This window comes from Phenylobacterium glaciei (assembly GCF_016772415.1).
GTDB classification, from domain to species: Bacteria; Pseudomonadota; Alphaproteobacteria; order Caulobacterales; family Caulobacteraceae; genus Phenylobacterium; species Phenylobacterium glaciei.
Genome location: NZ_JAGSGD010000001.1, coordinates 924,836 through 949,441, shown reverse-complemented (window position 1 = coordinate 949,441; position 24,606 = coordinate 924,836). Strand labels below are relative to the sequence as shown.

At 68.5% G+C, this 24,606-nt stretch carries 25 protein-coding genes; 12 read left to right on the top strand and 13 right to left on the bottom strand.

Features of this window, described 5'->3' with window-relative positions:
- Positions 1 to 248 precede the first annotated feature (248 nt).
- From JKL49_RS04645 to JKL49_RS04625, 5 genes are all read right to left on the bottom strand, one after another.
- Positions 249 to 1,688: a c-type cytochrome gene (locus tag JKL49_RS04645; RefSeq protein WP_215338542.1), complete on the bottom strand. Its 1,440-nt coding sequence runs from the start codon at positions 1,686 to 1,688 to the stop codon at positions 249 to 251.
- Positions 1,689 to 1,699: 11 nt separating this feature from the next.
- Complete coding sequence (locus JKL49_RS04640) at positions 1,700 to 3,751, bottom strand: outer membrane protein assembly factor BamB family protein (protein ID WP_215338541.1); 2,052 nt, start codon at positions 3,749 to 3,751, stop codon at positions 1,700 to 1,702.
- Positions 3,751 to 4,728: a dihydrodipicolinate synthase family protein gene (locus tag JKL49_RS04635; protein ID WP_215338540.1), complete on the bottom strand. Its 978-nt coding sequence runs from the start codon at positions 4,726 to 4,728 to the stop codon at positions 3,751 to 3,753. The genes JKL49_RS04640 and JKL49_RS04635 overlap by 1 nt, the downstream gene beginning before the upstream one ends.
- A 138-nt stretch (positions 4,729 to 4,866) precedes the next feature.
- Positions 4,867 to 5,070, bottom strand: coding sequence for a YgaP family membrane protein (locus tag JKL49_RS04630; RefSeq protein ID WP_215338539.1), 204 nt, complete (start codon positions 5,068 to 5,070; stop codon positions 4,867 to 4,869).
- 44 nt (positions 5,071 to 5,114) lie between these two features.
- On the bottom strand, positions 5,115 to 6,395 hold the full coding sequence (locus tag JKL49_RS04625; RefSeq protein WP_215338538.1) for an NAD(P)/FAD-dependent oxidoreductase: 1,281 nt from the start codon (positions 6,393 to 6,395) through the stop codon (positions 5,115 to 5,117).
- 188 nt (positions 6,396 to 6,583) lie between these two features.
- On the opposite strand from JKL49_RS04625, the gene JKL49_RS04620 reads away from it, so the two are divergent.
- Genes JKL49_RS04620 through JKL49_RS04605 form a run of 4 tightly spaced genes read left to right on the top strand, consistent with a single transcriptional unit; the run spans position 6,584 to position 11,574 of the window.
- A complete protein-coding gene (locus JKL49_RS04620; RefSeq protein WP_215338537.1) occupies positions 6,584 to 6,946 on the top strand; it encodes a rhodanese-like domain-containing protein in 363 nt (120 codons plus the stop codon).
- A 24-nt stretch (positions 6,947 to 6,970) separates the two neighbouring features.
- Positions 6,971 to 8,002: an efflux RND transporter periplasmic adaptor subunit gene (locus JKL49_RS04615; RefSeq protein ID WP_215338536.1), complete on the top strand. Its 1,032-nt coding sequence runs from the start codon at positions 6,971 to 6,973 to the stop codon at positions 8,000 to 8,002.
- Positions 7,999 to 11,202: an efflux RND transporter permease subunit gene (locus JKL49_RS04610; protein ID WP_215338535.1), complete on the top strand. Its 3,204-nt coding sequence runs from the start codon at positions 7,999 to 8,001 to the stop codon at positions 11,200 to 11,202. The genes JKL49_RS04615 and JKL49_RS04610 overlap by 4 nt, the downstream gene beginning before the upstream one ends.
- 30 nt (positions 11,203 to 11,232) lie before the next feature.
- The gene (locus JKL49_RS04605; RefSeq protein ID WP_215338534.1) at positions 11,233 to 11,574 is read left to right on the top strand and encodes an ArsR/SmtB family transcription factor; all 342 of its coding nucleotides are present in this window, start codon (positions 11,233 to 11,235) and stop codon (positions 11,572 to 11,574) included.
- Here the strand turns inward: JKL49_RS04605 and JKL49_RS04600 are convergent.
- Together JKL49_RS04600 and JKL49_RS04595 are read right to left on the bottom strand one after the other, a co-directional pair.
- The gene (locus tag JKL49_RS04600; RefSeq protein WP_215338533.1) at positions 11,571 to 12,290 is read right to left on the bottom strand and encodes a FadR/GntR family transcriptional regulator; all 720 of its coding nucleotides are present in this window, start codon (positions 12,288 to 12,290) and stop codon (positions 11,571 to 11,573) included. The two genes, JKL49_RS04605 and JKL49_RS04600, sit on opposite strands and share 4 nt — an antisense overlap.
- 111 nt (positions 12,291 to 12,401) lie before the next feature.
- Positions 12,402 to 12,578 (bottom strand): hypothetical protein, encoded by a 177-nt coding sequence (locus JKL49_RS04595; RefSeq protein ID WP_215342887.1) that lies wholly within the window; start codon positions 12,576 to 12,578, stop codon positions 12,402 to 12,404.
- A 45-nt stretch (positions 12,579 to 12,623) separates the two neighbouring features.
- On the opposite strand from JKL49_RS04595, the gene JKL49_RS04590 reads away from it, so the two are divergent.
- A complete protein-coding gene (locus tag JKL49_RS04590; protein WP_215338532.1) occupies positions 12,624 to 13,142 on the top strand; it encodes a glycine cleavage system transcriptional repressor in 519 nt (172 codons plus the stop codon).
- 17 nt (positions 13,143 to 13,159) lie between these two features.
- On the opposite strand, the gene vapC is transcribed toward JKL49_RS04590, so the two are convergent.
- Positions 13,160 to 13,564, bottom strand: coding sequence for a tRNA(fMet)-specific endonuclease VapC (vapC, locus tag JKL49_RS04585; RefSeq protein WP_215338531.1), 405 nt, complete (start codon positions 13,562 to 13,564; stop codon positions 13,160 to 13,162).
- Complete coding sequence (gene vapB / locus JKL49_RS04580; RefSeq protein ID WP_215338530.1) at positions 13,564 to 13,785, bottom strand: type II toxin-antitoxin system VapB family antitoxin; 222 nt, start codon at positions 13,783 to 13,785, stop codon at positions 13,564 to 13,566. The genes vapC and vapB overlap by 1 nt, the downstream gene beginning before the upstream one ends.
- Before the next feature lie 347 nt (positions 13,786 to 14,132).
- Here vapB and JKL49_RS04575 point away from each other — a divergent pair, with 347 nt between their 5' ends.
- Complete coding sequence (locus JKL49_RS04575; protein WP_215338529.1) at positions 14,133 to 14,855, top strand: Crp/Fnr family transcriptional regulator; 723 nt, start codon at positions 14,133 to 14,135, stop codon at positions 14,853 to 14,855.
- Positions 14,856 to 14,982: 127 nt separating this feature from the next.
- On the opposite strand, the gene JKL49_RS04570 is transcribed toward JKL49_RS04575, so the two are convergent.
- Positions 14,983 to 15,423 carry a YciI family protein gene (locus JKL49_RS04570; RefSeq protein ID WP_215338528.1) on the bottom strand — a complete coding sequence of 147 codons (441 nt, stop codon included), beginning with the start codon at positions 15,421 to 15,423 and terminating at the stop codon, positions 14,983 to 14,985.
- Positions 15,424 to 15,685: 262 nt separating this feature from the next.
- Between JKL49_RS04570 and JKL49_RS04565 the strand changes: the two genes are divergently transcribed.
- A complete protein-coding gene (locus tag JKL49_RS04565; RefSeq protein ID WP_215338527.1) occupies positions 15,686 to 16,222 on the top strand; it encodes a GNAT family N-acetyltransferase in 537 nt (178 codons plus the stop codon).
- A gap of 177 nt (positions 16,223 to 16,399) precedes the next feature.
- Positions 16,400 to 16,873 carry a transcription elongation factor GreA gene (gene greA / locus JKL49_RS04560; protein ID WP_215338526.1) on the top strand — a complete coding sequence of 158 codons (474 nt, stop codon included), beginning with the start codon at positions 16,400 to 16,402 and terminating at the stop codon, positions 16,871 to 16,873.
- A 119-nt stretch (positions 16,874 to 16,992) separates the two neighbouring features.
- Here greA and JKL49_RS04555 read toward each other — a convergent pair whose 3' ends face one another.
- Positions 16,993 to 17,895 carry an ROK family protein gene (locus JKL49_RS04555; RefSeq protein WP_215338525.1) on the bottom strand — a complete coding sequence of 301 codons (903 nt, stop codon included), beginning with the start codon at positions 17,893 to 17,895 and terminating at the stop codon, positions 16,993 to 16,995.
- 528 nt (positions 17,896 to 18,423) lie between these two features.
- On the opposite strand from JKL49_RS04555, the gene JKL49_RS04550 reads away from it, so the two are divergent.
- Positions 18,424 to 18,951 (top strand): helix-turn-helix domain-containing protein, encoded by a 528-nt coding sequence (locus tag JKL49_RS04550; RefSeq protein WP_430700662.1) that lies wholly within the window; start codon positions 18,424 to 18,426, stop codon positions 18,949 to 18,951.
- A 4-nt stretch (positions 18,952 to 18,955) separates the two neighbouring features.
- Here the strand turns inward: JKL49_RS04550 and JKL49_RS04545 are convergent, their stop codons facing one another.
- Together JKL49_RS04545 and JKL49_RS04540 are read right to left on the bottom strand one after the other, a co-directional pair.
- Complete coding sequence (locus tag JKL49_RS04545) at positions 18,956 to 20,794, bottom strand: response regulator (protein ID WP_215338524.1); 1,839 nt, start codon at positions 20,792 to 20,794, stop codon at positions 18,956 to 18,958.
- A 204-nt stretch (positions 20,795 to 20,998) separates the two neighbouring features.
- Entirely contained in the window at positions 20,999 to 21,622 is a 624-nt protein-coding gene (locus JKL49_RS04540; protein WP_215338523.1) for a TlpA family protein disulfide reductase, read from the bottom strand.
- Between JKL49_RS04540 and argH the strand changes: the two genes are divergently transcribed.
- The 3 genes from argH to lysA are packed head-to-tail and all read left to right on the top strand — an operon-like array spanning position 21,621 to position 24,597.
- Entirely contained in the window at positions 21,621 to 23,039 is a 1,419-nt protein-coding gene (argH, locus tag JKL49_RS04535; RefSeq protein WP_215338522.1) for an argininosuccinate lyase, read from the top strand. The genes JKL49_RS04540 and argH overlap by 2 nt on opposite strands.
- Positions 23,036 to 23,320 (top strand): hypothetical protein, encoded by a 285-nt coding sequence (locus JKL49_RS04530; protein WP_215338521.1) that lies wholly within the window; start codon positions 23,036 to 23,038, stop codon positions 23,318 to 23,320. The genes argH and JKL49_RS04530 overlap by 4 nt, the downstream gene beginning before the upstream one ends.
- Positions 23,317 to 24,597: a diaminopimelate decarboxylase gene (gene lysA, locus JKL49_RS04525; protein WP_215338520.1), complete on the top strand. Its 1,281-nt coding sequence runs from the start codon at positions 23,317 to 23,319 to the stop codon at positions 24,595 to 24,597. The genes JKL49_RS04530 and lysA overlap by 4 nt, the downstream gene beginning before the upstream one ends.
- Positions 24,598 to 24,606: the final 9 nt, after the last annotated feature.

Below are 24,606 nucleotides of genomic sequence, written 5' to 3'. Positions count from 1 at the left end.
GCTCGCCCCTTGATCGTCATGGCCGGGCTTGTCCCGGCCACCCATGATCTCCGTGATGCAGCAAGAATCCATGACAGCGCCGTGCGATCTGCGGCGAGGCAGAGATCATGGGTCCCCGGGACAAGGCCGGGGATGACGATGATAATTTGGAGGGGCCCTTCGACCCCTCATCCGACCCTGCTCCGCAGGGCCACCTTCTCCCGCAAGGGGAGAAGGAAACCGTGCACCCACTCGGGTTGAGCGCAGCCCTAGTGCGCCCTGGTGTAGCGGACCACGGTCTTCTGTTGGACCTGGGCGCCGTAGATCACGCCGTGGCGGTCAGCCCAGACCCCCTCCGCCCCGCTCGTCGCGGCCTTGTCCGGATTGGGCTCGGTGTCGCGGATGAAGGCGGTCACCGCGCCGGTCTTGGCGCTGCCAATGCGGATGCCGCGGGCCCAGCCCGGATGGTGGCCGTAGCCCTCGGGGTTTCGTGACTCGGAGTCGGCGACATAGAGCACGTCGCTTCTGTCGATGAACATGCCGCTCGGCCGGCCGAACTGATCCCAAGTCGCCAGCAGCTTGCCCTCCTGGTCGAAGACCTGGATGCGGTTGTTCCAGCGGTCGCCGACGAACAGCCGGCCCTTGGAATCCATCGCCAGCGTATGGGGCACCTCCAGCTGCCCGGGACCGGCGCCGTGGCCGCCCCATTGCTTGAGAAACTTGCCGGACTTGTCGAACTTGACGATCCGCGCCGCGCCCTTGTTCGGGGTGTGGCCGTCGGCGACGAAGATGGTCCCGTCCTTGGTCACCAGCACGGCGTTGGGTTCGGTGAAGGTGTCGGGGCCCTCGGCGGAGACCCCGGCCTTGCCGAGCGTCCGCAGGAGCTTGCCAGTGGTGTCGAACTCGAAGACCTGGGCGCCCTTGGTCCCGTCCGAATGGCCGTCGGTCAGCCAGATGTGGTCCTTGGCGTCGACGAACAGGCCGTGCGGGAACAGCAGCATCCCGGCCCCAAAGGCCTTGATGAAACCGCCGTTGGCGTCGAACTCCAGGATGGGGTCCAGTTTGCTGCCGGCGCAGTTGTTGGCGCCGCACCGCTCGGCGATCCAGATGTGGCCGCGGCTGTCGGTCGCCACCGCGCTGGTGGAGCCCATGGTCCGGCCGGCCGGAAGTTTGAAGAACCCGGGGTCGGCGGCGTAGGCGTTCGGCGCGCCGTTGGGATCGGCCACGATCGCCGCCGCGTCGGCGCTGGCGCCCGTCACCGACAGGGCTGCACTGGGCTTGAAGGCGTCGATCGTCACCCCCGCCAGCATCTCGCTCCTGGCCGGCAGTTCGCTCTGCCCCGCCGGGAAGCCGTCGAACTTCAGCAGGTAGGCCAGGACGTCGGCGTACTGCTCCTTGGTCAGCGACCGCGGCTTGTTCAACGGCATGGTGGTCCGTGTCCGGTCGAAAAGGTCGGCCATGGTCAGGCCGTTCCAGTTGGACAGGAACTCCGGCCCGGTCAGGGGCTTGGCTTCCCCCAGGCCGGTCAGGCCCACCCCGTGGCACAGGCCGCAGGACTGAGCGTAGGCCGCCTGCCCCCGCTGCGCCTGAGCCTCGGTATAGACCCCGTCCCAGACCGAGCGGGTGGCGTCCTGGGCCATGGGCTTGCCGGCGATCATCGCCAACCCGCCCGCCGCCAGGACGCCAGCGAACACCAGACTCTTACGCATCTTCGCGGTCCCTAGTTGTCGGCCGACGGCAGGGTGTAGGCGATGTACTCGCCCGAATAGGCGCCGCCGCTCACCGCCACGATCAGGTACTGCTTGCCATTCAGGCTGTAGGTCATCGGCGAGCCCGACTGCGGGGCGGGCATCCAGACGGCGCCCACCTCCTTGCCGTTGGCCTTGTCATAGGCCCGCAGCATGGCGCCGCGCGGATGGTCAGCCGTGGTGGTCACCAGGCCGTCACCGGCGATCACCAGCGACTTGGTCACCAGGGTGCCGATCTGATAGCCGCTCTGGCCGGTGCGCGGGATATTCAGCCCCTTCAGCGCCGGGTTGTTGCGGATGAAGTCCGGCGTCTCGCCCGCCGGGATCTGCCAGATGATGTCGCCGCTATCGAGGTTGATGGCGCTGATGGTGGAATAGGGCGGCTTCAGCAGCGGCAGACCATCGACCGTCAAACGGCCGGTCCCCGCATTGGCCGAGGGCGGCGTTTTCGGCGGCGGCGGCGCGTCGGCCCCCACCCCGTCGCCGGGGCCCTTGATCATCACCACCGGCAGGCCGGCGACGCCCACCACCCAGGAAAGGTCGCTCATCCCCTCTGGCGCCGGCTGCAGGCCATAGGCCCCCAGGCAGGCGTTGCAGGCATAGATGTAGGCCGTGTGGGTCTCCGGATCGAAGGACCCGCCCGGCCAGTTGGTGCCGCCCTGCGCCGAATAGCTCAGCAGGCCGAGCGGCCCCGGCTGCTGGCTCACCACCGGCGGCGTATAGACCGGGCCCAGCTTGTAATTCTTGGCCAGCGCCAGGGCCTTGGCGTGCAGCGCCGGGGTGAAGTCGATCAGGTCGCTCTCGGCGACGCCGTTGCGGGCGTAGGCCACGGGCTTGGAGGGGATCGGCTGGGTCGGGGCGTACCATTCGCCGGGCACGTCGCCAGCCGGGACCTTGGTCTCCGGCATCGGCCAGACCGGCTTACCCGTCACCCGGTCGAAGACGTAGAGGAAGCCCTGCTTGCTGGGCAGGGCCACGGCCTTGATGGCCTTGCCCTTGACCTTGATGTCCATCAGCAGCGGGGCCGAGGAATTGTCGTAGTCCCAGATCTCGTGGTGGATGACCTGGAAGTGCCACTTGCGCTGACCCGTGGTCAGGTCGACGGCCACCAGGCTGTTCCCATACAGGCCGTTGCCGTGACGGTGTCCGCCGTAGAAGTCGCTGGTGGGCGACTCCACCGCCAGATAGGCGGTGTTCAGGCCCTCATCGACGGTGATCTGGGTCCAGACGGCGGTGTTGCCCGTGGTCTCCGCCGAGCCGTTCAGCCAGGTATCGTAGCCAAATTCGCCCTTCTTCGGGATGGTGTGGAAGGTCCACAGCCGTTTGCCCGTGCGCACGTCATAGGCCCGCACATAGCCCTTGGTGTTGGCCTTGCGCGCCGGGGTGAAGCCCTCGCGGAAGGCCGTGCCGATGATGATCGTGTCGCCCGCGATCACCGGGGCGGCGTGATAGCCCGCCTCACCGTTCACCAGGTCGGGCCAGATCTCCTGGTCGAAGTCCTGCTTCAGGTCCACCACCCCGGCGGTCCCGAAACCCTCGACCGGCTGGCCGGTCTTGGCGTCCAGCGAGATCAGCCGGTAGCCGGTGGTCACATAGAGCACCCGCTGCTGGTCGCCGTGGCTCCAGTAGGACAGCCCGCGCCCGGACAGCTGCCGGGGCGAGGCCCCGGCCCGCGCGCCCTCGTGCTCGGAATGCATCCACAACAGTTCGCCGGTGGCCGCGTCCAGGGCGACCACCCCGCGCCGGGAGCCGGCGGTGGCGTAGACCACGCCGCCCACCATCAGCGGCGTGCCCTCCAGCTTGAACTCCGGACGGTTGCCGATGGCGTCGGTCTTGAACCGCCAGGCCACCTCCAGGTCCTTGAAGTTCGACGCGTTGATCTGGTCCAGCGGTCGGTAGCGGCTGCCCGCCAGATCGGCGGTGTAGCTGGGCCACTCGACGTCCTTGGCGGGCGTCTGAGCCTGGGCGGCGGCGGTGAGCGCCAGGGCGGCGAGCGCCCCGCCGAGGATACGCAGGGGACCCATCAGGCCATGTCCTTGATCTTGTCGAGGGCCGACTTGATGGCGGCCTTCTGCTCGGGCGTGACGTCGAGGTGCGGCGGCCGCTGATAGGTCTGAGGCCCGCCCATCTGCAGGCTCAGCGCATACTTCATGGGGCCGTAGGAATTGATCCCCATGCCGCGCATGTCGCGCTGCACTGTGCGCAGTTTCTCCAGGGCCGGCTTGTAGTCCTGCTTGGCGCGCCAGGCGGTGAAGACGTCGGCGCAGAGCTTGGTGAAGACGTTGCCGTCCGCCAGGATCGCCCCCATGCCGTGGTCGAAGGCCTGCTCCAGGTTGTTGTTGGTGCCGGTCCGCATGTTGAGGTCGGGGAAGGCCTCCACGAAGGCCTTGTAACCGTCCACCTTGCCGCTGGAATCCTTGATGCCGGCGAGGTTTGGATAGCTGGACAGGCTCTTGATCAGCTCCAGGCTGATGGGCGCCTCGCTGGTGCCGGGGATGTGGTAGAGATTGATCGGAACCCGCACCTTGTCGAACAGCATCGAGTAGTAGCGGGTCAGACCCTCCGTGGCCGGATCGTTGTAGTAGAACGGCGGGATCACCAGCAGGCCGTCGGCCCCGTGATCCTCGGCGTGTTTGGCCAGCTCGATGGTCTCGGCGATGTTGCTCGTGCCCGGGCCGATGATGACGTTCAGGCCGTTCTTGTCCTTTAGGGCCGTCTCGGCGATCTGCCGGCGCTCGGCCACCGAGAAGGACGGGAACTCGCCGCTGGTGCCCAGCACCACCACCCCGTCGGCGCCGCAGTGCTTGAACCAGGCCAGGATGTCGCGGAAGGCGCCGGGATCGAACTTCAGGTTCTTGTCACAGGGGGTGACGCTGGCGGTCCAGAACAGGGTCTTGACCGGGCTCCCAAGATTCGGCGCCGCCAGGGCCCGTCCCGCTGTCCCTGCCATCGCAGCCACCGCCGCAGCGCCGACCAGCGCCTCTCTTCGAGTCGCGTCCATTGGATCCTCCCCAGGATCGTATGTTGTTGCATTGCGACCTCTGTCGATCCGGCATCGAGGCCGGGGCAGGATCGTGTCCGCCCTCAGTCTTGCTGAAAGCGCCAGCGTGGCAACGGAAATCGACGTGGGAGGACCGGCTTAGCGGAAGGCGACGCCTGGTTTGGCGCCCAGCTTCTTGAACAGCATCGCCGCGGGGCAGAAGCCCGTGAAGGCCGACTGGATCATGTTGAGGCCGGCGAAGATCGCCAGTCCGATCCACCAGGGATGAACATAGTGGGCCAGGGCGATGCTGAGGAGCACCACGCTCCCGGCGAAGACGAAGACCATTCGGTCGACACTCATGTTCTCACTCCGGATTGGGCCCGGAGGTCCGGGCCGTTATGGCCTCAGCCCTTGATCTTGCGCAGCCCCATTACGTCCAGGGCGAGCTTTTCGTAGAAAGGCTCGCTCTCGCCGCGCTTGATCTTGCGCAGGAAGTATTTCTCGAAGGCGACCTTGGCCAGGTGGACCCACTTGCCCTCTGCCGACCAGTTGACGTTGCGCGGCGGGATCTGCGGCTGGGCCACGAAGGCCACGCCGCCGTCGCCGAAGTCGGCCAGGCAGAAGGCGTTCCAGGTGGCCTCGTTGCTGGCGGCCCGACCGTCCATGATCTGACCGAGGTTCTTGGCGATGGCCGCCACCATACTCTCGATCATGAACCCGGTCTTGGGCACCCCCACTGGCACGGGCGTCTTGCCCGTGGGGGGAATGGCGACACAGACGCCCAAGGCGAAGATATTGGGGAACGTCGGGTTGCGCTGGTGTTTGTCCACCAGGATGAAGCCGCGCGGATTGGTCAGGCCCTCGATCCCGCGCACGGCGGCGACGCCCCGGAAGGCCGGCAGCATCATCGAGAAGGCGAAGGGCAGGTCGTGGCTGGCCTTGACGGCGCCGTCCTCGCCGATCTCCTCGACGTGCATCAGGCCGGCTTCGACGGATGTGACCTTGGCGTTGGTCACCCACTTGATGTGCCGGTTGCGCATCTCGCTCTCGAGCAGGCCCTTGGTGTCGCCGACCCCGTCCAGACCCAGGTGACCGATATAGGGTTCGGAGGTGACGAAGGTCATCGGCACGCGGTCGCGGATCTTGCGGCGCTTGAGCTCGGTGTCGAGGAGCATGGCGAATTCGTAGGCCGGGCCGAAGCAGGAGGCGCCCTGCACTGCGCCCACCACGATGGGCCCCGGAGCCTCGACGAAACGGTCGAAGGCGGCGGCGGCGGTCTCGGCGTGGTCGACATGGCATATCGACTGGGTAAAGCCGCCGTGCGGCCCCAGGCCCGGAATCTCGTCGAAGGCCAAGTCCGGCCCGGTGGCGATCACCAGGTAGTCGTAGTCGAGGACCGCGCCGTCATTGAGCTCGATCCGGTTGTCGGCCGGCGACACCTTCTTGGCGCCGACCCCGGTGAAGGCGACGCCGCGCTTCTTGAACACCGGCGGCAGCTTGACCTCGATGGCGCCGCGCTTGCGCCAGTGGACGGCGACCCAGGGGTTGGACGGCACGAAATGGAAGACGTCGCCCTGCGAGACGACGCTGACCTCGGCACGTTCGCCGACGGCGTCCTTGATCTCGAAAGCGGCGATGGCGCCGCCCAGTCCGGCGCCCAGGATCACGATTTTCGGCTTGGCCACGGTCAGTCTCCTCCAACGGCTCCGCTCGTGACGTAAGCGTCGCCCTCCTCGGGGCGGCTGGCTTTGATATCGATCACGTCGGGACGCGAGCGGCTCATCTAGGGTCTCGCCTTGATGCCTTGACTTTATATTCCATAGTCTGCATATGCGCAACTATGAATTTATTGGCCACTCTAAGGAGCCTCGTCATGTTCGCCGCATCCAGAACCAAGGACCTCACCCCGCAAGAGGTGAAGGCCGATCTCGACGCCCACGCCATCCTGCTGATCGATGTGCGCGAGCCCGCGGAATTCGCCGCCGAACGCATTCACGGCGCGCTCAACTTCCCGCTCTCGACCTTCGACCCCGGCGTCCTGCCGGCGGCGGGCGACAAGCTGATGGTGCTGCAGTGCGGCTCGGGCAAGCGCTCGGCCACAGCGATCGACCGTTGCCAGAAGGCCGGCCACGCCATCGACTCCCACCTGGCCGGCGGCATCATGGCCTGGAAGGCCGCGGGCCTGCCGACTGTCACCTTCGACAGCGACACCGGCTCGGTCCGCGACCGCGCCTGATCACAGACTCCGGGAGGGCGCACCATGGCGGCACGGCCGTATCTGATCGGAGCCTTGGGCGCGGCCCTGCTGCTGGGCGCCTGCGGCGAAACCAAGCCAACGCTCCCCGTCGCCAAGAGCGCGCCCATGGTCGGGCGGCTGGCGATCCGTAGCCAGCTGATCGCCGACCTCAAGCCCGTGCCGGGCGCCCTTACCACCCGCGACATGGCCGAGGCCCGGGCCCGGATCTCGGGCCTGCTGGTGAGCCTGGAGGTCAAGGAGGGCGACTTCGTCCGCCAGGGTCAGCTCATCGCCCGGGTCAAGGATGACCGCCTGGCCCTTCAGACGGGCGCCTTCGACGCCCAGACCGCCGCCGCCGCCGCCGAGGCCGCCCGGGCCCGCGCCGACCTGGCCCGCACCCGAACCCTCTTCAACCAGGGCGTCTACGCCCAGGCCCGCCTCGATCAGGTCGACGCCCAGGCCAAGGCCGCGGAGGCCAACCTCGCCGCGGCCCGCGCCCAGCGCGACGCCAGCGCCGAACTCGGCGCCCAGGGCGCGATCCTGGCGCCCGCGGCCGGACGGGTCTTGATCGCCAACGTGCCCGTCGGCTCGGTGGTCATGGCCGGCCAGTCGGTCGCCCGGATCACCGCCGGGCCCATGGTCGTCCGGATCGAACTGCCCGAGGGCCAGGCCCGCGCCCTGAAGGTCGGCGACGTGGTCCAGCTGGCGGCGGAGGACCTGCGCGGGATCGCCGCCGCCGGGACCATCATCCAGGTCTATCCCTCGGTCACCGCCGGCCAGGTCACCGCCGACATCACTGCGCCCGGCCTGCCCCAGGACCTGATCGGCCAGCGCGTGCGCGCCGGGGTCAAGGTGGGCGAACGCCAGGCCCTGGTGGCGCCGCGGGCCTATGTCTCCACCCGCTTCGGGGTCGACTATGTCCGTCTGGTTCGGGCCGACGGCGCGGTCTCCGAGACCCCGGTCCAGACCACCGCCGGACCCACGGCCGACACCTTGGAGATCCTCTCCGGCCTTCGCCCCGGCGACGTCCTGACCCCGGCCGGAGCGATCCGATGAACCTCGGCCTCTCCGGACGGCTGACCCGGGCCACCATCCGCTCGCCCCTGACGCCGCTCTTCCTGCTGGCCGCCATCGCCGTGGGCCTGCTGGCGCTCGCCTCCATCCCCCGCGAGGAGGAGCCGCAGATCAGCGTACCCATGGTGGACATCATGGTTTCAGCGCCGGGCCTGCGCGCGCCCGACGCCGTGGAGCTGGTGGGCAAGCCCCTGGAGACCATCGTCAAGAGCGTGGCCGACGTGGAGCACGTCTACACCTTCGCCGACGACAACCAGGTCATGGTCACCGCCCGCTTCAAGGTGGGCGTCGACCCCGACGCCGCGGCCGTCCGCATCCACGAGAAGGTCCGCGCCAACTACGACCGCATCCCGGCCGGCATCCCCGAACCTCTGATCCAGACCCGCGGCATCAACGACGTGCCCAGCCTGGTCCTGACCCTGTCTCCCAAGCCCGGCGCCGCCGGCCAGTGGACCGACCAGGCGCTCTATGAGCTGGCCGGCAAGCTGAGAACCGAGGTGACCAAGGTTGACGATGTGGGCCTGACCTTCATCGTTGGCGGCCGGCCCCAGGAGATCCGGGTCGAACCCGATCCCGCCAAGCTCGCCCTGCACGGCGTCTCCCTGGGCGGGCTTATGGACACCGTCCGCCAGGCCAACCGCGCCTTCCCCGCCGGCCAGGTGCGCAATGGCGGCCAGGCGGTCGACGTCATCGCAGGCCGCACCCTGACCGACTCCACCGAGATCGGCCTGCTGGCCCTGCCCTCGGCCAAGGGCGAGACCGTCTATGTCCGCGACGTCGCCAAGGTGGTGGTAGGCCCTCGGGAGGATCAGGCCCGCGCCTGGCGCTACGCCAGGACCGTCGAGGGCTGGAGCGAGGCGCCGGCCGTCAGCCTGGCCATCGCCAAGCGCAAGGGCGCCAACGCCGTCGTCGTCTCCCACGCCGTCCTCGCCCGGGTCGAGGCGCTGAAGGGGACCCTGTTGCCCGACAGCCTGAGCGTCGCGGTCACCCGCGACTATGGTGAGACCGCCAACGAAAAGGCCAACGAGCTCCTGTTCCACCTGGGCCTGGCGACCCTCTCCATCGTCATCCTGATCGGTTTCGCCATCGGCTGGCGGGAGGCCGGCGTCACCGCCGTGGTCATCCCCACCACCATCCTGTTGACCCTCTTCGCGTCGAACCTGATGGGTTACACCATCAACCGGGTCAGCCTGTTCGCCCTGATCTTCTCCATCGGCATCCTGGTGGACGACGCCATCGTCATGATCGAGAACATCGCTCGCCACTGGGCGATGGCCGACGGACGCAGCCGCATCGACGCCGCCGTCGAGGCCGTGGCCGAGGTGGGCAATCCCACCGTGGTGGCGACGCTCACCGTGGTCTCGGCCCTGCTGCCCATGCTGTTCGTCTCGGGCCTGATGGGCCCCTACATGGCGCCGATCCCAGTCAACGCCTCGGCAGCCATGGTCTTCTCCTTCTTCGTGGCCGTGGTCATCGCGCCCTGGTTGATGGTCCGCTTCGCCCGCAAGACGCTCGACGCAGCTCACAGCCACCACGGCGAAGGCAAGCTGGGCGCGGTCTATCGCAAGGTCGCCGGCCGGGTGATCGCCACGCGGCGCAGCGCCTGGACCTTCCTGATCGCCGTCGGCCTGGCCACCCTGGTGGCCTGCGCGATGTTCGCCACCAAGACGGTGACCGTGAAGCTACTGCCCTTCGACAACAAGTCCGAGCTGCAGGTGGTGTTGGACATGCCGGAGGGGACCTCGCTGGAGGCCACCGAGCGGACCTTGGCCGACGCCGCGGCGATCACCCGGGCCCTGCCGGAGGTGACCGCCATCGACGCCTATGCCGGCACGGCCTCGCCCTTCAACTTCAACGGCCTGGTGCGGCACTACTATCAGCGCAACAAGCCGGAGATGGGCGACCTCTCCGTCGCCCTGGCGGCCAAGGATGAGCGCCACCGCAACAGCCACGCCATCGCCCTCGATCTGCGCCGCAAGCTGGCCGCGATCCCCCTGCCCATCGGCGCGGCGATCAAGGTCGTCGAGGCGCCGCCGGGACCGCCGGTGATGGCCACCCTGCTGGCCGAGATCTATGGCCCCGACGCCAAGACCCGGAGGGCCGTGGCCGAACAGGTCAAGGCCACCTTCCATGCGACGCCCTACATCGTCGACATCGACGACAGCTACGGCCAACCGCGGCCAGGCCTGCGCCTGGTTCCCGACCGCGATCGCCTGGAGGCCCTGAAGGTCAGCGACCGCGATGTCTATGACTCCATCGCCGCGGCCCTGGGCGGCCAGGTGGTGGGCTACGCCCATCGCGGCGAGGGCCGCGATCCCCTGGAAATCTCCGTGCGCCTGCCGCAGTCGGCCCGCAGCTGGGGCGAGGGCCTCTCGGCCCTCCCGGTGGCGGTCTCGCAGGAGTCGGGCCGCCTGGTGGCTCTGGATGAGGTGGCCACCGCCTCCCCGGAGGCCGGCGCCACCCACATCTTCCGGCGCGACGGCCGCGACGTCGACATGATCATGGGCGAACTGGCCGGGGCCTATGAGGCGCCCATCTACGGCATGATGGCGGTGGACAAGGCCATCCGCCAAACCGACTGGAAAGGCGTCCCCAAGCCCGACATCAGGATGCATGGTCAGCCCACGGACGAGAGCCGGCCCACGGTGCTGTGGGACGGAGAATGGGAGATCACCTGGGTCACTTTTCGCGACATGGGCGCGGCCTTCGGCGTGGCGATCCTGGGCATCTACGTCCTGGTGGTGGCCCAGTTCAAAAGCTTCCGCCTGCCCCTGGTGATCCTGACGCCGATCCCGCTGACCCTAGTGGGGATCGTCCTCGGCCACATCCTGTTCCGCGCGCCCTTCACCGCCACCTCGATGATCGGCTTCATCGCCCTGGCCGGCATCATCGTGCGAAACTCCATCCTGCTGGTGGACTTCATCCGCCACAGCCAGGCCGAGGGCCGGCCCCTCCGCGACGTGCTGTTGGAGGCCGGGGCCATCCGCTTCAAGCCCATCGTCCTGACGGCGGCGGCGGCCATGATCGGGGCGGCGGTGATCCTCACCGACCCGATCTTCCAGGGCCTGGCCATCTCCCTGCTGTTCGGCCTGGCCTCCTCAACCCTGCTCACCGTCCTGGTCATCCCGGCGATCTATGTCGTGCTGCGCGATGACGGTCTCCCGGCCCGGCTCGCGCCTTGATCCTGCCTGCGCATATTCTACATTGAGCATATGACCTCAGACCTCGCACCACGTCCCTCCTCCGGCGAGCTCTCGCAGCTGGAGGGCAGCGCCCAGTCGGCCGCGCGCCTGCTGAAACTGCTGGCTAGTGAGCAGCGCCTGCTCTTGCTCTGCCGCCTCATCGAGGGCGAGGCCTCGGTGGGAACCCTCTCCACCCACGCCCGGATGGCCCAGTCGGCGACCTCGCAGCACCTGGCCAAGATGCGCGCCGAGGGCTTGGTGGAGACGCGTCGCGACGCCCAGACCATCTTCTACCGGCTGGCCGACCCCGCGGCGATGCGGGTCCTGAGCCTATTGTGCGACATCTACAGCCATGAGGTCGCGGCCGCCTAAGCGGTCGGACCGACGGCCGCGGCTTCCTTCTCGATCAGGGTCAGGGCCTCGAGCACGAGGTCGCGCATGGCCCGGCTCGCCCCTTCGGCATCACCGGCCAGGATCGCGTCGGTGACCCGCTGGTGATCGGAGACGCTGGCCAGGCGGGCGCCCTTGCGGCGGTTGGTGAGGCGGATCGAGGTGCGCAGGGCCACGTCGATCAGGTCGCGCATCTGGGCCAGGAAGCGGTTGCCGCTGGCCCGGAGGATGGCGACATGGAAGGCGATGTCGGACTCCAGCGGATCGTCCTCGCCCCGCTCAGCGGCCTTCATGCGATCGAGGCCGGCGATGATGCTGGCCTTGGCCTCATCGGTGGCCAAGCGCGCAGCCATGGAGGCTGCCATCGGCTCGATCGCCAGCCGCACCTGGGTGAACTCCAGCAGCAGGGTCGGCGAGAACTTGCGCTCCAGGAACCAGCGCAGCACGTCGGGATCCAGCAGGTTCCAGTTGCTCTCCGGCTCCACCCAGGTGCCTTGGCGCGGACGGGCGTTCAGCAGGCCCTTGGTGGTCAGCATCTTGACCGCCTCACGCAGCACGCTGCGGCTCACCCCCAGGCGTTTGCACAGCTCGGCCTCGATGGGGAACGGGTTCTGCGCGCCATAGACGCCGCAGACGATCTCCTGACCCAGGCGCTGGACGATGTCGTGGGTGAAGCTACGGCCGTGGGTGGTCCTCATCGGCGGATCGCCGGCGCGCCGCGCGCGACCAGGTCAGCGTGCGAAATGGGACACCTCCAGGCCCGCGCTTGGGTACGGTCGACAAAGCATGTTCCAGCTTGGGCCTGACGGTCAAGCGCGCAGGGCTTGGAGGTCGCCGCCGGGCGCCTGCCGCACGGCGCCCCAGAGCTGGCTGGCCTTGTCGGCCCCCATCCGCCGCGAGGCCCCGCCGGTCAGGATGATCGCGCCGAGGATCGGGGTGGGCCGACAGTTGGAGCGGGCGCGGGCGCAGGTCAACGGCGCGCCCACCAAATCCGGTTGACGGCCGGGAGGCCGCGCCCGACAGAGTTGGCCATGGCAAACTTGATCCTCAGCGTGGTCGGCAGCGACCGGCCCGGCCTCACCCAGGCCCTGGCCGCCGCCGTGCTTTCGGCGGGCGGCAACTGGCTGGAAAGCCATCTCAGCCGGCTCGGCGGGCTCTATGTCGGCTCGGTTCTGGTGGAGGCAGACGACCTCGAGGCCCTGCGCGGCGCCGTGCAGTCGGTGGACGCCCACGGCCTGGAGGTGCGCATAGCCCCGGCGCTGGCCGCCCCCGACGCCGGCGGCGAGGAGGTGCTCTTCACCCTGGTCGGCCAGGACCGGCTGGGCATCGTCCACCAGGTGACCGCGATCCTCAGCGGCCTCGAGGTCAATATCGAGGCCTTCGAGACCCGCATCAGCGCCGAGCCCCATTCCGGCGGCGCCCTCTTCCACCTCGACGCCCGACTGCGCCTGCCCGCCGCCCTCAGCGCCCGGGACGTCCAGGCAGCGCTGGAAGCCATCTCCGCCGAGATCATGGTCGACATCTCCCTGGCCCCCGCCGCAGCGCGCTGAGCCCCGGCGGCTACGATCTAGGCCGCCAGCCAGTCCTCGGACCGCAGGCCCTCCACGCGGCCGAATTCGCCGAGATTGCAGGTCACGACGATCAGGCCGCGAGACCGGGCATGGCCGGCGATCAGCAGGTCATAGCCGCCGATCCCCTGCCCTGCCCGGTCCAGCACGGCGCGGATGTCGGCGGCGTGGTCGGCGGCGGCGGTGTCGAAGGCCAGCACCTCCAGCTTCGCCGCGAACCGCTCCACCTCTGTGCGATGGTGCTCCGGCCGTGCCGACTTGGCCGCGCCGTGCAACAGTTCGGTCAGGACGATGGTCGAGAGACACAGCGCCTCGGCGTTCAGGTTGAACCGCTCCCGCACGCCGGCAGGCCTGTCCCGCAGCACCCGGATGCACAGGTTGGTGTCGAGCATGTAGCGCAGCATCAGAAGGCTTCGCGGTCCTGAACCGGCGGCTGCTCCCGCTCACCCAGGTCAACGCCAGGCGCGGCGAAGAACTCGTCCCACACCGCGTCCGAGGGCACGATCACCCGCCGATTGCCCTCCCGCAGCACGGTCACCGAGCGGACACCCTCAGGGAAGGCGACGTCCTTCGGCAGGCGAACAGCCTGGGTGCGGTTGGACTGGAAGAGGGTGGTCTTGGTCATGGCCGGCTCCGGGATATACAATCTGTATATCCAATTTCCCATGGCCGCGCAAATCGTGACGGCGGGGACGGCGGGCCGGGTGCGCTGCGGCGGCGCGGCCTACCGCTTCGAGGCCTGAGCGCGGAACCAACCGCCGCTTCACGACATATGTTGTCGGGGCACAGTATGGGCGCGCCGCGCCGCCACATTCCGCGACCGATGCCGAGCCCCAGACAAGGCGATCGACCCGCACCCGCGGACCGCCGCTTCAATGAAAGACAGGTGGAGGTCGTGGCCCAGGACGTGACACCCGATGGCTCGCCCTCACGGGCGCGATGCCGCACCGACCTCGCCGGCCGGCCCGTCCGATGAGCGAGCGCCCCAAGAATTTCCTGCTGCAGCAGCTCTCGCCGACCGACTACGCCGACCTTCGAGGCCACCTCTCGCCGGTCTATCTGGAGAAGGGCGCCACGGTCTTTGAACAGGGCCAGACCGTGGACCGGGTGCTGTTCCCCGAGACCGGCCTGCTGTCGATCATCACCGTGATGGCGTCGGGCTCAATGACCGAGACCTCGATGGTGGGGCGCGACTCCGGCGCCGGCTTTGTCGAGGCGGTGGGCAGCCAGGTGATCTTCTCGCGGGTCATCGTCCAGGTGCCCGGCGTCGCCTGGTCGGTGTCGGCGGCCCGCTACCGCGAGGCCTTCGACGGCAGCGCCACCTTCCGCAGGGCGATCCACAGCAATATCGAACTCCAGTTGGCCCTGCTGCGCCAGAACATGGCCTGCAACAGCATGCACCGCGCCGACCAGCGGCTGGCCCGCTGGCTGCTGGACTGCCAGGAGTTGGGGGGCTGCGGCGATGAGCTGCCCCTGACCCAGGAATTCCTTGCCGCCATGCTTAGCGTCCAGCGCACCACGGTCACCCTGCACGCCGGCAAGCTGGAGGAGCAGGGCCTGATCCAGCAGAAACGCGGCGGCGTCCGCATCCTCGACCGCGACGGCCTGGAGCGCACGTCCTGCGAATGCCGCGCCACCGCCGCCGACCTGCGCCGCGCCATCGATCCCGAGGCCCTGACCTTGAACGACGCCTAAGGACGGCGGCCCTGGGCGTTCCTCTCCCCTCCCCACGTCTTTAGAGGGAGAGGGGCGCACATCCGGCGTCCGTAGCAGGTCGGAAGCCGACAGGGCCGTGTTGCGAACCTGCCCCGGCGGCCAGCGCTCACACCTCCGGTTTCGGCGCCTTGCGCAGCTGCTCGGCGCGGTGGTCGTGCTCTTTCTGGATTTCATCTTCGGAGACCAAGCCCTCGAACGCCTCGGGGTCCTGTAGGGGACGCAGCTCAACCTCCCCGGAGGCGAAGGGCACGCGGCGGGCCCATCCCAGCGCCTCGTCGGCGGTCTTGCACTCCAGGATCCAGTAGCCCGAGGCCAGCTCGGTGGTGTTTGCGAACGGCCCGCTCGTGACCACCGGCTTGCCCAGGCCCTCGAACCGCACCCGATGGCCCGCGGCGCTGGGCGCCAGTCCGGCGGCGTCGACCAGGGCGCCGGCGGCGATCATCTCCTCGTTGAACCGGCCCATGTCGGCCATCAACCGCTCGACGTCGGCGGGCATCTCGCCGCGCTCCGATTCCGGCGTGGCCTTCACGATCAGCAGGTAGCGCATGGCAGTCTCCTCTCAGCACGGGTCATACAGCGAGGACGAAGGCCGCGTGTCCATCCCGACATCTGGCCGGCAAAGAAGTCTGCACCGGCTCGAACGGCTCAGGCGCCCGCCGTTGACCCTCGGCCGGCGAGGCCATAGCCTCCTCCCATGTCAACGATTGCCTGACCCTGACGCCGTGCGCCGCACGGCGTCGCCAGCCTCCATCGCGGACGGGTAAGCCCCGGCCGTAGCGCTGCGTCACGCCCGTTGAAGGATTTTCCCGTTGACCACCATCCTACCGCCTAACCCCGAGTCCCTGCATATTGAACCCGAGCGTCCCGGCGACGCCCACGCGATCAGCGCCATGACCACCGCGGCCTTCGCCCCCATGCCGTTCAGCGACGGCGACGAGGCCCGCGTCATCGACGACCTGCGCCAGGCCGGCGCCCTGACCCTCTCCCTGGTGGCGATCACCGATGAGGGCGAACTGGTGGGCCATATCGCCTTCTCCCCTGTCCAGATCGACGGCCATCCCGGCGACTGGTACGGCCTCGGCCCTGTCTGCGCCGCGCCCGAGCGCCAGCGCCAGGGCGTCGGCAGCGCCCTGATCACCACCGGCCTGGATCGCCTGAGACACCTCGGGGCCGCGGGCTGTGTGCTCCTGGGAAACCCCGACTACTACCGCCGCTTCGGCTTCCTCAGCGACCCCACCCTCACCTATCACGGCCAACCCAACCGGTACTTCCAGCGCCTGGTCCTTGAGGGCCCACCCGCCACGGGCGACGCCAGCTTCCATCCGGCGTTCGATGGGCCGGGATGAGCGGAAGTTGGCCTCCGTGCGGAGAGCAGACACTTGGGGTGAGGCTTCGGCGGGCGAATCCCGCCGGTAGTCGTGCTACCTGACGCCCAAGCCATCCTCCCGGCCCCGTCGCGGACACCCGCGCCTGCCGTCCCGGTCCGCCAGACTTCCACAGGAGCCACCGAGTGACCCATCGCGATGGATAAGGTGCCTATGACGGTTCAGGGCTTTCGCACCCTGGACGAAGACCTCAAGCGGCTCAAGACGATCGAGCGGCCCGCCGTCACCGTGGCGATCGGGGAGGCGCGCCTCCACGGCGACCTGAAGGAGAACGCCGAATACCATTCCGCGAAGGATCGGCAGGGGTGGATCGAGGGCCAGATTGTCCAGATCGGCGACATGATGGCGCGCGCCCAGGTCATTGACGTCACCAAGCTGTCTGGAACCCAGATCAAGTTCGGCGCCACCGTTTCCGTGATCGACCAGGATAGCGAGGAACAGGCCCGCTACCAGATCGTGGGTGAACATGAGGCGGACGTGAAGAAGGGCCGCATTTCGATCACCTCTCCCATCGCCCGCGCGATGATCGGCAAGGGGAGCGGTGACGTCGTCGAGGTGCGGATTCCCGGTGGCTTGAAAGCCTACGAGATCACGAAGGTGGAGTGGGTCTGAGTCACCAAGTATTACGATGGGTATTCCGGTGACCGTGCACTTAATCCTACGCCGCTATAGGTCCGGTCGCTGCTGGCGAGCTTAATGCACTGTCACTGAATCCCGGTGGTTGGGGTGGCCTACCCCCTCGCCGCCGCCCGCCGCGCCAGGATCATCGCGCCCTCCAGGCCGGAGTCGGTGAAGGCCGGCGGGCGCAGGTAGTCCGCCGGTTCGGCGACCTGGCCGACATAGGGTCCCAGGCGCCGCCGCAGCTCGCCCCCCACCTGACCCAGCAGACCCGGGGTGGTCAGCAGGCCGCCGCCCATCACGATGCAGCGGGGCGACCAGGCCAGGACCAGGCTGGCGCAGAGCTGGCCCAGATAGTCGGCGACCATCGCCTGGACCTCGGGCCGGCCCTGCAGGATCTCGCCCGGCGCCAGCCGCGCGGCGATGGCCGGCCCCGCGGCCATGCCCTCGGCGCAGTCGTCGTGGAAGGGGCAGACGCACGGGGTCGTGTCGCCCGGGTGGCGGTGGACCCGCAGGTGGCCGACCTCGGGATGCAGGGCGCCCTTCAGCGGTCGGCCGTCGATCGCCAGGCCACCGCCGATGCCGGTGCCCACCGTGACATAGGCCACGGTGTCCAGGCCGGCGCCGGCGCCGGCCGCCTGCTCGGCCAGGGCCGCGGCGCTGACGTCGGTCTCCAGCACAACCGGGGCGCCCAATTGCTCGGCCAAGGCGGCGCGCAGGTTGAACCCCGCCCAGTGCGGCTTGGCCGTCGGCAGCATCAGGCCGTAGTCGGGGGAGCCGGGATCGACGATCAGCGGGCCGAAACTGGCCAGGCCCACCGCCGCCAGGGCGTCGCCCGGCCCCATCGCGCCCCGGATCGCCGCCACCAGGTCGGCGACCGCCTGCTTGGGCGTCGTGGTGGCGAACCGATGTGGTGGGACCTCAACGGTCACTTGTCGGCCATCGTCGGCCGCCGCGACCCGGCAGAGAATCTTTGTGCCGCCGGTCTCGATGGCGGCGATCAGGGCGCGGGTCATGCGGGCCTCCTCGACCCCGGGATCGGTGTCACGCTATCGCGACCTATGCCCGTGATGGATTTCGCAGGTCAATCGGTCGGCGCGCCGGCGCGCCGCCGCCTAGGTTTCGACAAGGTCGCTTCCGACCTTCACGGTCCAGGCTCCACCAAACCGGGCGCCTGTCACCGGTGTCGTTAACGTGGTCGGTGCTGGAAAGTCGCCGGCCGGTATTCGTCCAACTGTCGGCGCCAGCCACTCTGTCTCGCACCGCCTGAGATAGATTTTAAAACCCGCGCCGGTTGATCCGTCCGTCTTGAGTATTTCCACAACTCAAGTTCGGTGAGCGATTTCTACTCAAACTGAGTATAAGATTTAACGTATGGCCATACGCATGCGAAGGCCTGCCGGCGCGCGTCTGCGCATCATCCATGGCCGGCACTCGCCGCTTGGACGCTATCGCGACTGTTATTCAAGTGAAATCTATTGCTCGGCGGACCCTTGCGCGGCCAGCGCCGAACGTGATCAGCGGGATTGTCGCCTCCGACTCTCATGTCCCTTTGCAAAGTTGCATTATTCGCCTTTACTCGCCGAATCTTGCAGCGACGCGCCGGCCGCCCCCACCGAGCGCGCGCCGTGGCTGAGGAGAAGAAGACCGTGTCGGAGCTATCCAACAAAACCCCAGACCCGATGGACGTCGCCCTGGGGGCAGCCGTGCGAATTCGCCGGCGGACAATCGGTATGTCGCAGGAGGCCCTGGCCGAACAGTGCGGCGTCAGTTTCCAGCAGATCCAGAAGTACGAGAACGGCGCCAACCGCATCTCCTTCTCGCGTCTGGTTCAGATCGCGCGCGCCCTGCGCTGTCGGGTTGTGGATTTGATGGACGTCCTGGACACCCCCGGCCATGACGCGGTGGGCGATCTGGATCTGCTCTCACGCATGCGCACGCCGGGCGCTCTCGAGCTGCTGGCCGCCTTCGAGAAGCTACCCCAGGACGCGCGCGCCTCCCTGGTCAGCTTCATGCGCGCCCTGACCGGTCCCGACGGCAGCCTGCGCAGCAAGCAGAAGGAAATGGCGTAGGGGCTTAACCCGCGAGGCGGGCGATCTCGCTGAGGATGGCGGCGGGCGAAACCGGCTTGGCGACATAACCGTCCATGCCCGAGGCGCGGTAGTCCTCGATCTGGTGGGCCAGGACATTGGCCGTCGTGGCCACGATGGGGGTCTTGCCGACCGCTCCTGGCAAGGCGCGGATTTGACGCGTCGCCTGGACCCCGTCCATCACCGGCATCTGGATGTCCATGAAGATCAGGTCGTAGGCGCCGGTCTGGGCCCGCGCCACACCCTGGGCGCCATCATCGGCGGTCTCCACCGTCGCACCCAGGTCGCTGAGCATGCGGGTGGCCACCAGACGGTTGGTGGGATTGTCTTCCACCACAAGCACCCTCAGACCCTCAAGCCACAGCTCAGCCTCGCCGGTCGCGGCGGGCGCAGCGCAGGCTGGCGCGGCGATCTCGAACCAGAAGTGGGAGCCCGCCTCAAGGGCGGCGAAGCCCACCTCGCCCTCCATACGCTCGGCCAGCGCCTTGGTCATGGCCAGGCCCAGGCCCGAGCCGCCGAAACGCCGGGTCAACGAGCCGTCGGCCTGCTGGAAGCGGTCGAAGAGGTTGGCGCGCGCCTCCTGCGGAATGCCGACACCAGTGTCACGGACATCGACCCTCAGCCGCTGCTCGTCGCCCACCCCGGAGGTGGAAAGGCTCAGTCTGATCCCACCCTGCGGCGTGAACTTCACGGCGTTGCCGGCCAGGTTGAAGATCATCTGGCGCAGACGAACGGGATCGAGCCAGACGAAGCCGGCCTCGGAGGCCTCCACCGTCAGGGTCACGCCCTTGGCCTCTGCGTCGGGCCCGACCATGCCCGCCACCATGCGCAGGGCCGCCGCCGCGTCGGTCTGTTCGGGGGTCAATTCGAGCCGGCCGGCCTCCGCGCGGGAGAAGTCGACGATATCGTTGAGCACCTGGGCCAGCGTGGTGCCGCACGCCAGGGCCTCGTCCACGAGGACGCGGCCGTTGGCCGACAGGCTTTCGCCCTTCAGCAGGTGCAGCACCCCCAGCACGCCGTTCATCGGCGTGCGGATCTCGTGGCTCATATTGGCCAAGAACTGGGTCTTGGCGTCGGCGGTCTCGATGGCGGCGTCGCGAGCGTCCAGCAGCTCGGTGATGTCCTGGGTGATGCCCAGCAACTCCCATTCGCCGGTAGGGTGCTGGCTGATGCCGGCCCAGGCGGTGCGCATGCGGCGATAGCCGCTCGCGCCCAGGTGCCGGTACTCCACATTGCCGACCTCGCCGGTAAGCTCGCTGCGGCTCCAGGCCGAGAGCACCCTCTCCTTGTCGTCAGGGTGGATGGCAGCGTGGAAGACGTCGGCCGGGACATGATGCGCCGGGGTCGTCGAGCGGCCCTCGATCAAGGGGTTCAGATCGTACTGCCGGGTTGTGGTGTCATAGCGCCAGATGAAGACCCCGGCGGCCATGCCCAGCAGTTCGGCGACGCGGGCGCCCTTGTAGCGCTCCTTGGCGGCGCGGCGTTGGGCGGTGATATCCTGCCAGACGATCAACACGCTGCGTTCATTGACCCGCTTGGCGCGGGAGCGGACCCAGCGCCACTCGTCCTGAGCGATGCGCACGCGGTGCTCGCAATCGGCGAGGCCCACTCTGGCCAACTGCGCCACCGCGGTGTCGATGACGCCCAGGTCGTCGGGATGGACGAACTCAATGAGCGGCCGCCCCTGGGTCTCTTCCTCGGTCCATCCCGAGAAGGCGTTCCAGGCCGGATTGGCCCGTTCGATCATGCCGTCGGTGCAGACGAGGAAGATGTCCAGGGCGTTCTCGAAGAACCAGCCCACGGCTTCGTCCGACCCGACATCCATCAAAGACACCCTCCAGCCCGGCTTCGGACCCCCGGCCCATAACCCGCGCGATAAGGTAAATAACGGATTGCCGCCATGGCCCAGCTCTCCGCCAACCCTTTGGAAACATGGGTTTGCGACGCAATGCCACAGGTCAGGTACGCAACGGGAACGCGCGCCTATCCAGGCGGACAAGGCCTCAGGGAAGCAGTCAACCCCGGCGGCTCAGCTCTCGGCCAGCACCTTGTCGATCACCGCCTTGGCGTCGGCGCCGGACCAGTCGGCGCCGCCCGACAGCCGGGCCCTCTCCACCCCGTCCTTACCGAAGATCACCGTGGTGGGCATGCCGGTGGCGGCCGGTTTGAAGTCGTAGGGTAGCTTCAGCTTGGGGTCGCGGTAGAAGGCCAGCGGCGCATGCTGGGCGATGAACTGCCGCGCCTTGTCGGCGTCGCGGTCGCCGTCGATGCTGACCGCCACCACGGCCACCGGCTGGCCCTGATATTCCGCCGCCAGCTTGGCCAGCGTCGGCATCTCGATGATGCAGGGACCGCACCAGGTGGCCCACATATTGACCACCAGAACCTTGCCCTGGAAGTCGGCCAGACGGACCGGCTTGCCGTCGGCGTCCTGGAAGCTGGTGGCCGGTGGAGCGCCAGCCTCGGCCGGGAAGCTGAGCTTGGCCATCTCGCCCTTGGCGAGACTCTTCAGGCTGGTTGTCTGGCGGGGGTTTATGGATGCCTGCGCCATGATGTAGACAACCGCCGCGACGCCCAGCAGGGCGACGCCCCAGAGCGCGCCTTTGACGAGGCCCGATTTGGGCTTCGCCGTTTCCTCGGGTGCTTGGCTCATGTCCGACGACTCCACTCATGGTTCTGACGAGCCCGCATCTGGCCAAGCCATGTGGGGCGGTAGGTTCAGCGCGAAACCCGCCGAGCTGATGCAGGCGATCAACGTCTCCATCGGGTTCGACAAGCGCCTGGCGCCGCAGGACCTGGCGGGGTCCCGCGCGCACGCGGCGATGTTGCGCAAGCAAGGCGTCATTACAAGCGCCGACGAGCAGCAGATCCAGGGCGGGCTGCAGGCCATCGAGGCCGAGATGGCCGCCGGGACCTTCCCCTATCGCGACGAGTTCGAAGACATCCACATGAATGTGGAGGCCCGGCTGCGGGAGCTGATCGGCCCGGTGGCCGGCCGTCTGCACACTGCGCGCTCCCGCAACGACCAGGTGGCCGTCGACTTCCGGCTATGGGTCCGCGACGCCTGCGATCGGACGATCGCCCAGCTGCGCGCCCTGCAGCAGGCGCTGATCCTCAAGGCCGAGGCCCACGCCGAGACCCTGATGCCGGGCTTCACCCACCTGCAACCAGCCCAGCCCGTCACCTTTGGCCACCACCTGATGGCCTATGTGGAGATGTTCGGCCGCGACGCCGGGCGCTTTTCCGACGCGCGCCGGCGGATGAACGAGTCTCCCCTGGGCGCCGCGGCCCTGGCCGGCTCTCCCTTCCCCATCGACCGGGACGCCACGGCCCGGGCGCTCGGCTTCGACCGGCCCACCGCCAACTCGCTGGACAGCGTCTCCGACCGCGACTTCGCCCTGGAGGCCCTGGCCGCGGCGACCCTGGCGGGCATCCACCTGTCGCGGCTAGCCGAGGAGATCGTCATCTGGATGACGCCGCAGTTCGGCTTCATCAAGCTGACCGACGCCTTCACCACCGGCTCCTCGATCATGCCGCAGAAGAAGAACCCGGATGCCGCCGAGCTGGTGCGCGCCAAGGTCGGCCGCCTGCTCGGCTCCTTCACCCAGCTCGCCGTGGTGATGAAGGGCCTGCCGCTGGCCTATTCGAAGGACATGCAGGAGGACAAGGTCCCCACCTTCGACGCCTTCGACGCCCTGGAGCTGTCCCTGGCCGCCATGGCCGGGATGGTGGCGGACATGGAGCCGGTCTCGGCCAGGATGGCGGCGGCGGCCGGTGCGGGCTACTCCACCGCCACCGACCTGGCCGACTGGCTGGTGCGCACCCTCGACATGCCCTTCCGCGACGCCCACCATGTGACGGGCGCGGCGGTGAAACGGGCCGAGCAGCTCAACTGTGATCTCTCCGACCTGCCCCTGAAGGAGCTTCAGGCCCTGTCGCAGGGGATCACCGCCGAGGTCTACGACGTTCTCACCCCACGGGCTTCCGCCGGGAGCCGCAAAAGCTACGGCGGCGCCGCGCCGGACCAGGTTCGCGCCCAAGTCGCGCGTTGGAAGGATATGCTGAAATGACCCTTCGCCCCCTCGTGCTGATCGGCGCGCTCGCGCTCTCCGCCACCGCTCTGTCGGGCTGCGGCAAGCTGGGTGAGCTCGAGCGCCCCGGCCCCATCGGCCACGCCCGGTCCAACGCCGACGCCGGCGCCAAGCCGACCCGCTCGATCCGCACCGTCGACCCCCGCGACCGCAACGGCGATCCGGCCCCGCAGCGCAGCGAGCCGATCGAGAGCACCAACGATCCCATGGCCAGCGGCCCGCAGGGTTCGATCCCCGACCCCTACGCCCGTCCGCGATGAACCACTTCGAGCTTTCGGGGGGCGAGCTCGCCTGCGAGGACGTCGGCCTGAGCGCCATCGCCGAGGCCGTCGGCACCCCGGTCTATGTCTATTCCACCGCCACCCTTGAGCGGCACTACACGGTGCTGCGCGACGCCCTGGTGAGTGAGGGCCTAGGCGATCCCCTGATCGCGTTCGCGGTAAAGTCCAATTCCAATGTCGCGGTTCTCCGCACCCTGGGCCGCCTCGGGGCCGGGGCCGACACGGTGTCGGAGGGCGAAATCCGCCGGGCCCTGGCCGCCGGCATCCCGGCTGAGCGCATCGTCTTCTCCGGCGTCGGCAAGACCGAAGCCGAGATCGCCTTCGCCCTGCGAAACGGGGTCGGCGAGATCAATGTCGAGTCCGAGCCGGAGATGCACACAGCCTCAGCGGTCGCCCAGTCGATGGGGACCAGGGCGACCATCGCCATCCGCGTGAACCCCGACGTCTCGGCCGGCGGCCACGCCAAGATCTCCACCGGCAAGTCCGACAACAAGTTCGGCGTGTCGTTCTCAGAGGCCGAGCGGCTCTATGCCCAGGCGTCGAACAATGCTGGCCTGAAGCCGGTCGGGGTCACCTGCCACATCGGCAGCCAGATCACCCACCTGGCGCCGCTGGAGGAGGCCTTCGTCAAGATGCGCAGTCTCGTCGAGCGCCTGCGTGGCGAGGGCCTGGCCGTTGAGCGCCTGGACCTCGGCGGCGGCCTGGGCGTGCCCTATTTCAACATGCCGACCCCGGCGACTCCCGCCGACTACGCGGCGATGATCGCACGGACCATGAAGGGCCTGGACGTTCAGTTCGCCTTCGAGCCGGGCCGCATGATCAGCGCCAACGCGGGCGTCCTGCTGTCCACCGTGCAGCATATCCATGAGCGCCCCGAGGGCCGCAAGTTCGTGGTGCTGGACGCGGCGATGAACGACCTGATCCGCCCGGCCATGTACGACGCCTATCACGACATCCGGCCGGTGAAGCCCCGCGAAGGCGACCCCGTCACCTACGACGTGGTGGGTCCGATCTGCGAGACCGGCGACACCTTCACCCGCGACCGCGACCTGCCTCGGCTGGAGGCCGGCGACCTGGTGGCCTTCATGAGCGCCGGCGCCTACGGGGCGGTGATGTCGAGCGAATATAACAGCCGCCTGCTGGTGCCCGAGGTGCTGGTGAACGGCGACCAGTTCGCCGTGATCCGCCCGCGCCCGACCTATGAGGACATGCTGGATCGCGAGGCCATGCCCGGCTGGCTGGCGTCAGACACCTGACGGACGCCG

Coding starts and splice junctions, on each gene's coding strand:
- JKL49_RS04645 (WP_215338542.1), bottom strand. CDS start 1,688: ATGCGTAAGAGTCTGGTGTTCGCTGGCGTCCTGGCGGCGGGCGGGTTG.
- JKL49_RS04640 (WP_215338541.1), bottom strand. CDS start 3,751: ATGGGTCCCCTGCGTATCCTCGGCGGGGCGCTCGCCGCCCTGGCGCTC.
- JKL49_RS04635 (WP_215338540.1), bottom strand. CDS start 4,728: ATGGACGCGACTCGAAGAGAGGCGCTGGTCGGCGCTGCGGCGGTGGCT.
- JKL49_RS04630 (WP_215338539.1), bottom strand. CDS start 5,070: ATGAGTGTCGACCGAATGGTCTTCGTCTTCGCCGGGAGCGTGGTGCTC.
- JKL49_RS04620 (WP_215338537.1), top strand. CDS start 6,584: ATGTTCGCCGCATCCAGAACCAAGGACCTCACCCCGCAAGAGGTGAAG.
- JKL49_RS04615 (WP_215338536.1), top strand. CDS start 6,971: ATGGCGGCACGGCCGTATCTGATCGGAGCCTTGGGCGCGGCCCTGCTG.
- JKL49_RS04610 (WP_215338535.1), top strand. CDS start 7,999: ATGAACCTCGGCCTCTCCGGACGGCTGACCCGGGCCACCATCCGCTCG.
- JKL49_RS04605 (WP_215338534.1), top strand. CDS start 11,233: ATGACCTCAGACCTCGCACCACGTCCCTCCTCCGGCGAGCTCTCGCAG.
- JKL49_RS04600 (WP_215338533.1), bottom strand. CDS start 12,290: ATGAGGACCACCCACGGCCGTAGCTTCACCCACGACATCGTCCAGCGC.
- JKL49_RS04590 (WP_215338532.1), top strand. CDS start 12,624: ATGGCAAACTTGATCCTCAGCGTGGTCGGCAGCGACCGGCCCGGCCTC.
- vapC (WP_215338531.1), bottom strand. CDS start 13,564: ATGCTGCGCTACATGCTCGACACCAACCTGTGCATCCGGGTGCTGCGG.
- vapB (WP_215338530.1), bottom strand. CDS start 13,785: ATGACCAAGACCACCCTCTTCCAGTCCAACCGCACCCAGGCTGTTCGC.
- JKL49_RS04575 (WP_215338529.1), top strand. CDS start 14,133: ATGAGCGAGCGCCCCAAGAATTTCCTGCTGCAGCAGCTCTCGCCGACC.
- JKL49_RS04570 (WP_215338528.1), bottom strand. CDS start 15,423: ATGCGCTACCTGCTGATCGTGAAGGCCACGCCGGAATCGGAGCGCGGC.
- greA (WP_215338526.1), top strand. CDS start 16,400: ATGGATAAGGTGCCTATGACGGTTCAGGGCTTTCGCACCCTGGACGAA.
- JKL49_RS04555 (WP_215338525.1), bottom strand. CDS start 17,895: ATGACCCGCGCCCTGATCGCCGCCATCGAGACCGGCGGCACAAAGATT.
- JKL49_RS04550 (WP_430700662.1), top strand. CDS start 18,424: ATGTCCCTTTGCAAAGTTGCATTATTCGCCTTTACTCGCCGAATCTTG.
- JKL49_RS04545 (WP_215338524.1), bottom strand. CDS start 20,794: ATGGATGTCGGGTCGGACGAAGCCGTGGGCTGGTTCTTCGAGAACGCC.
- argH (WP_215338522.1), top strand. CDS start 21,621: ATGTCCGACGACTCCACTCATGGTTCTGACGAGCCCGCATCTGGCCAA.
- JKL49_RS04540 (WP_215338523.1), bottom strand. CDS start 21,622: ATGAGCCAAGCACCCGAGGAAACGGCGAAGCCCAAATCGGGCCTCGTC.
- JKL49_RS04530 (WP_215338521.1), top strand. CDS start 23,036: ATGACCCTTCGCCCCCTCGTGCTGATCGGCGCGCTCGCGCTCTCCGCC.
- lysA (WP_215338520.1), top strand. CDS start 23,317: ATGAACCACTTCGAGCTTTCGGGGGGCGAGCTCGCCTGCGAGGACGTC.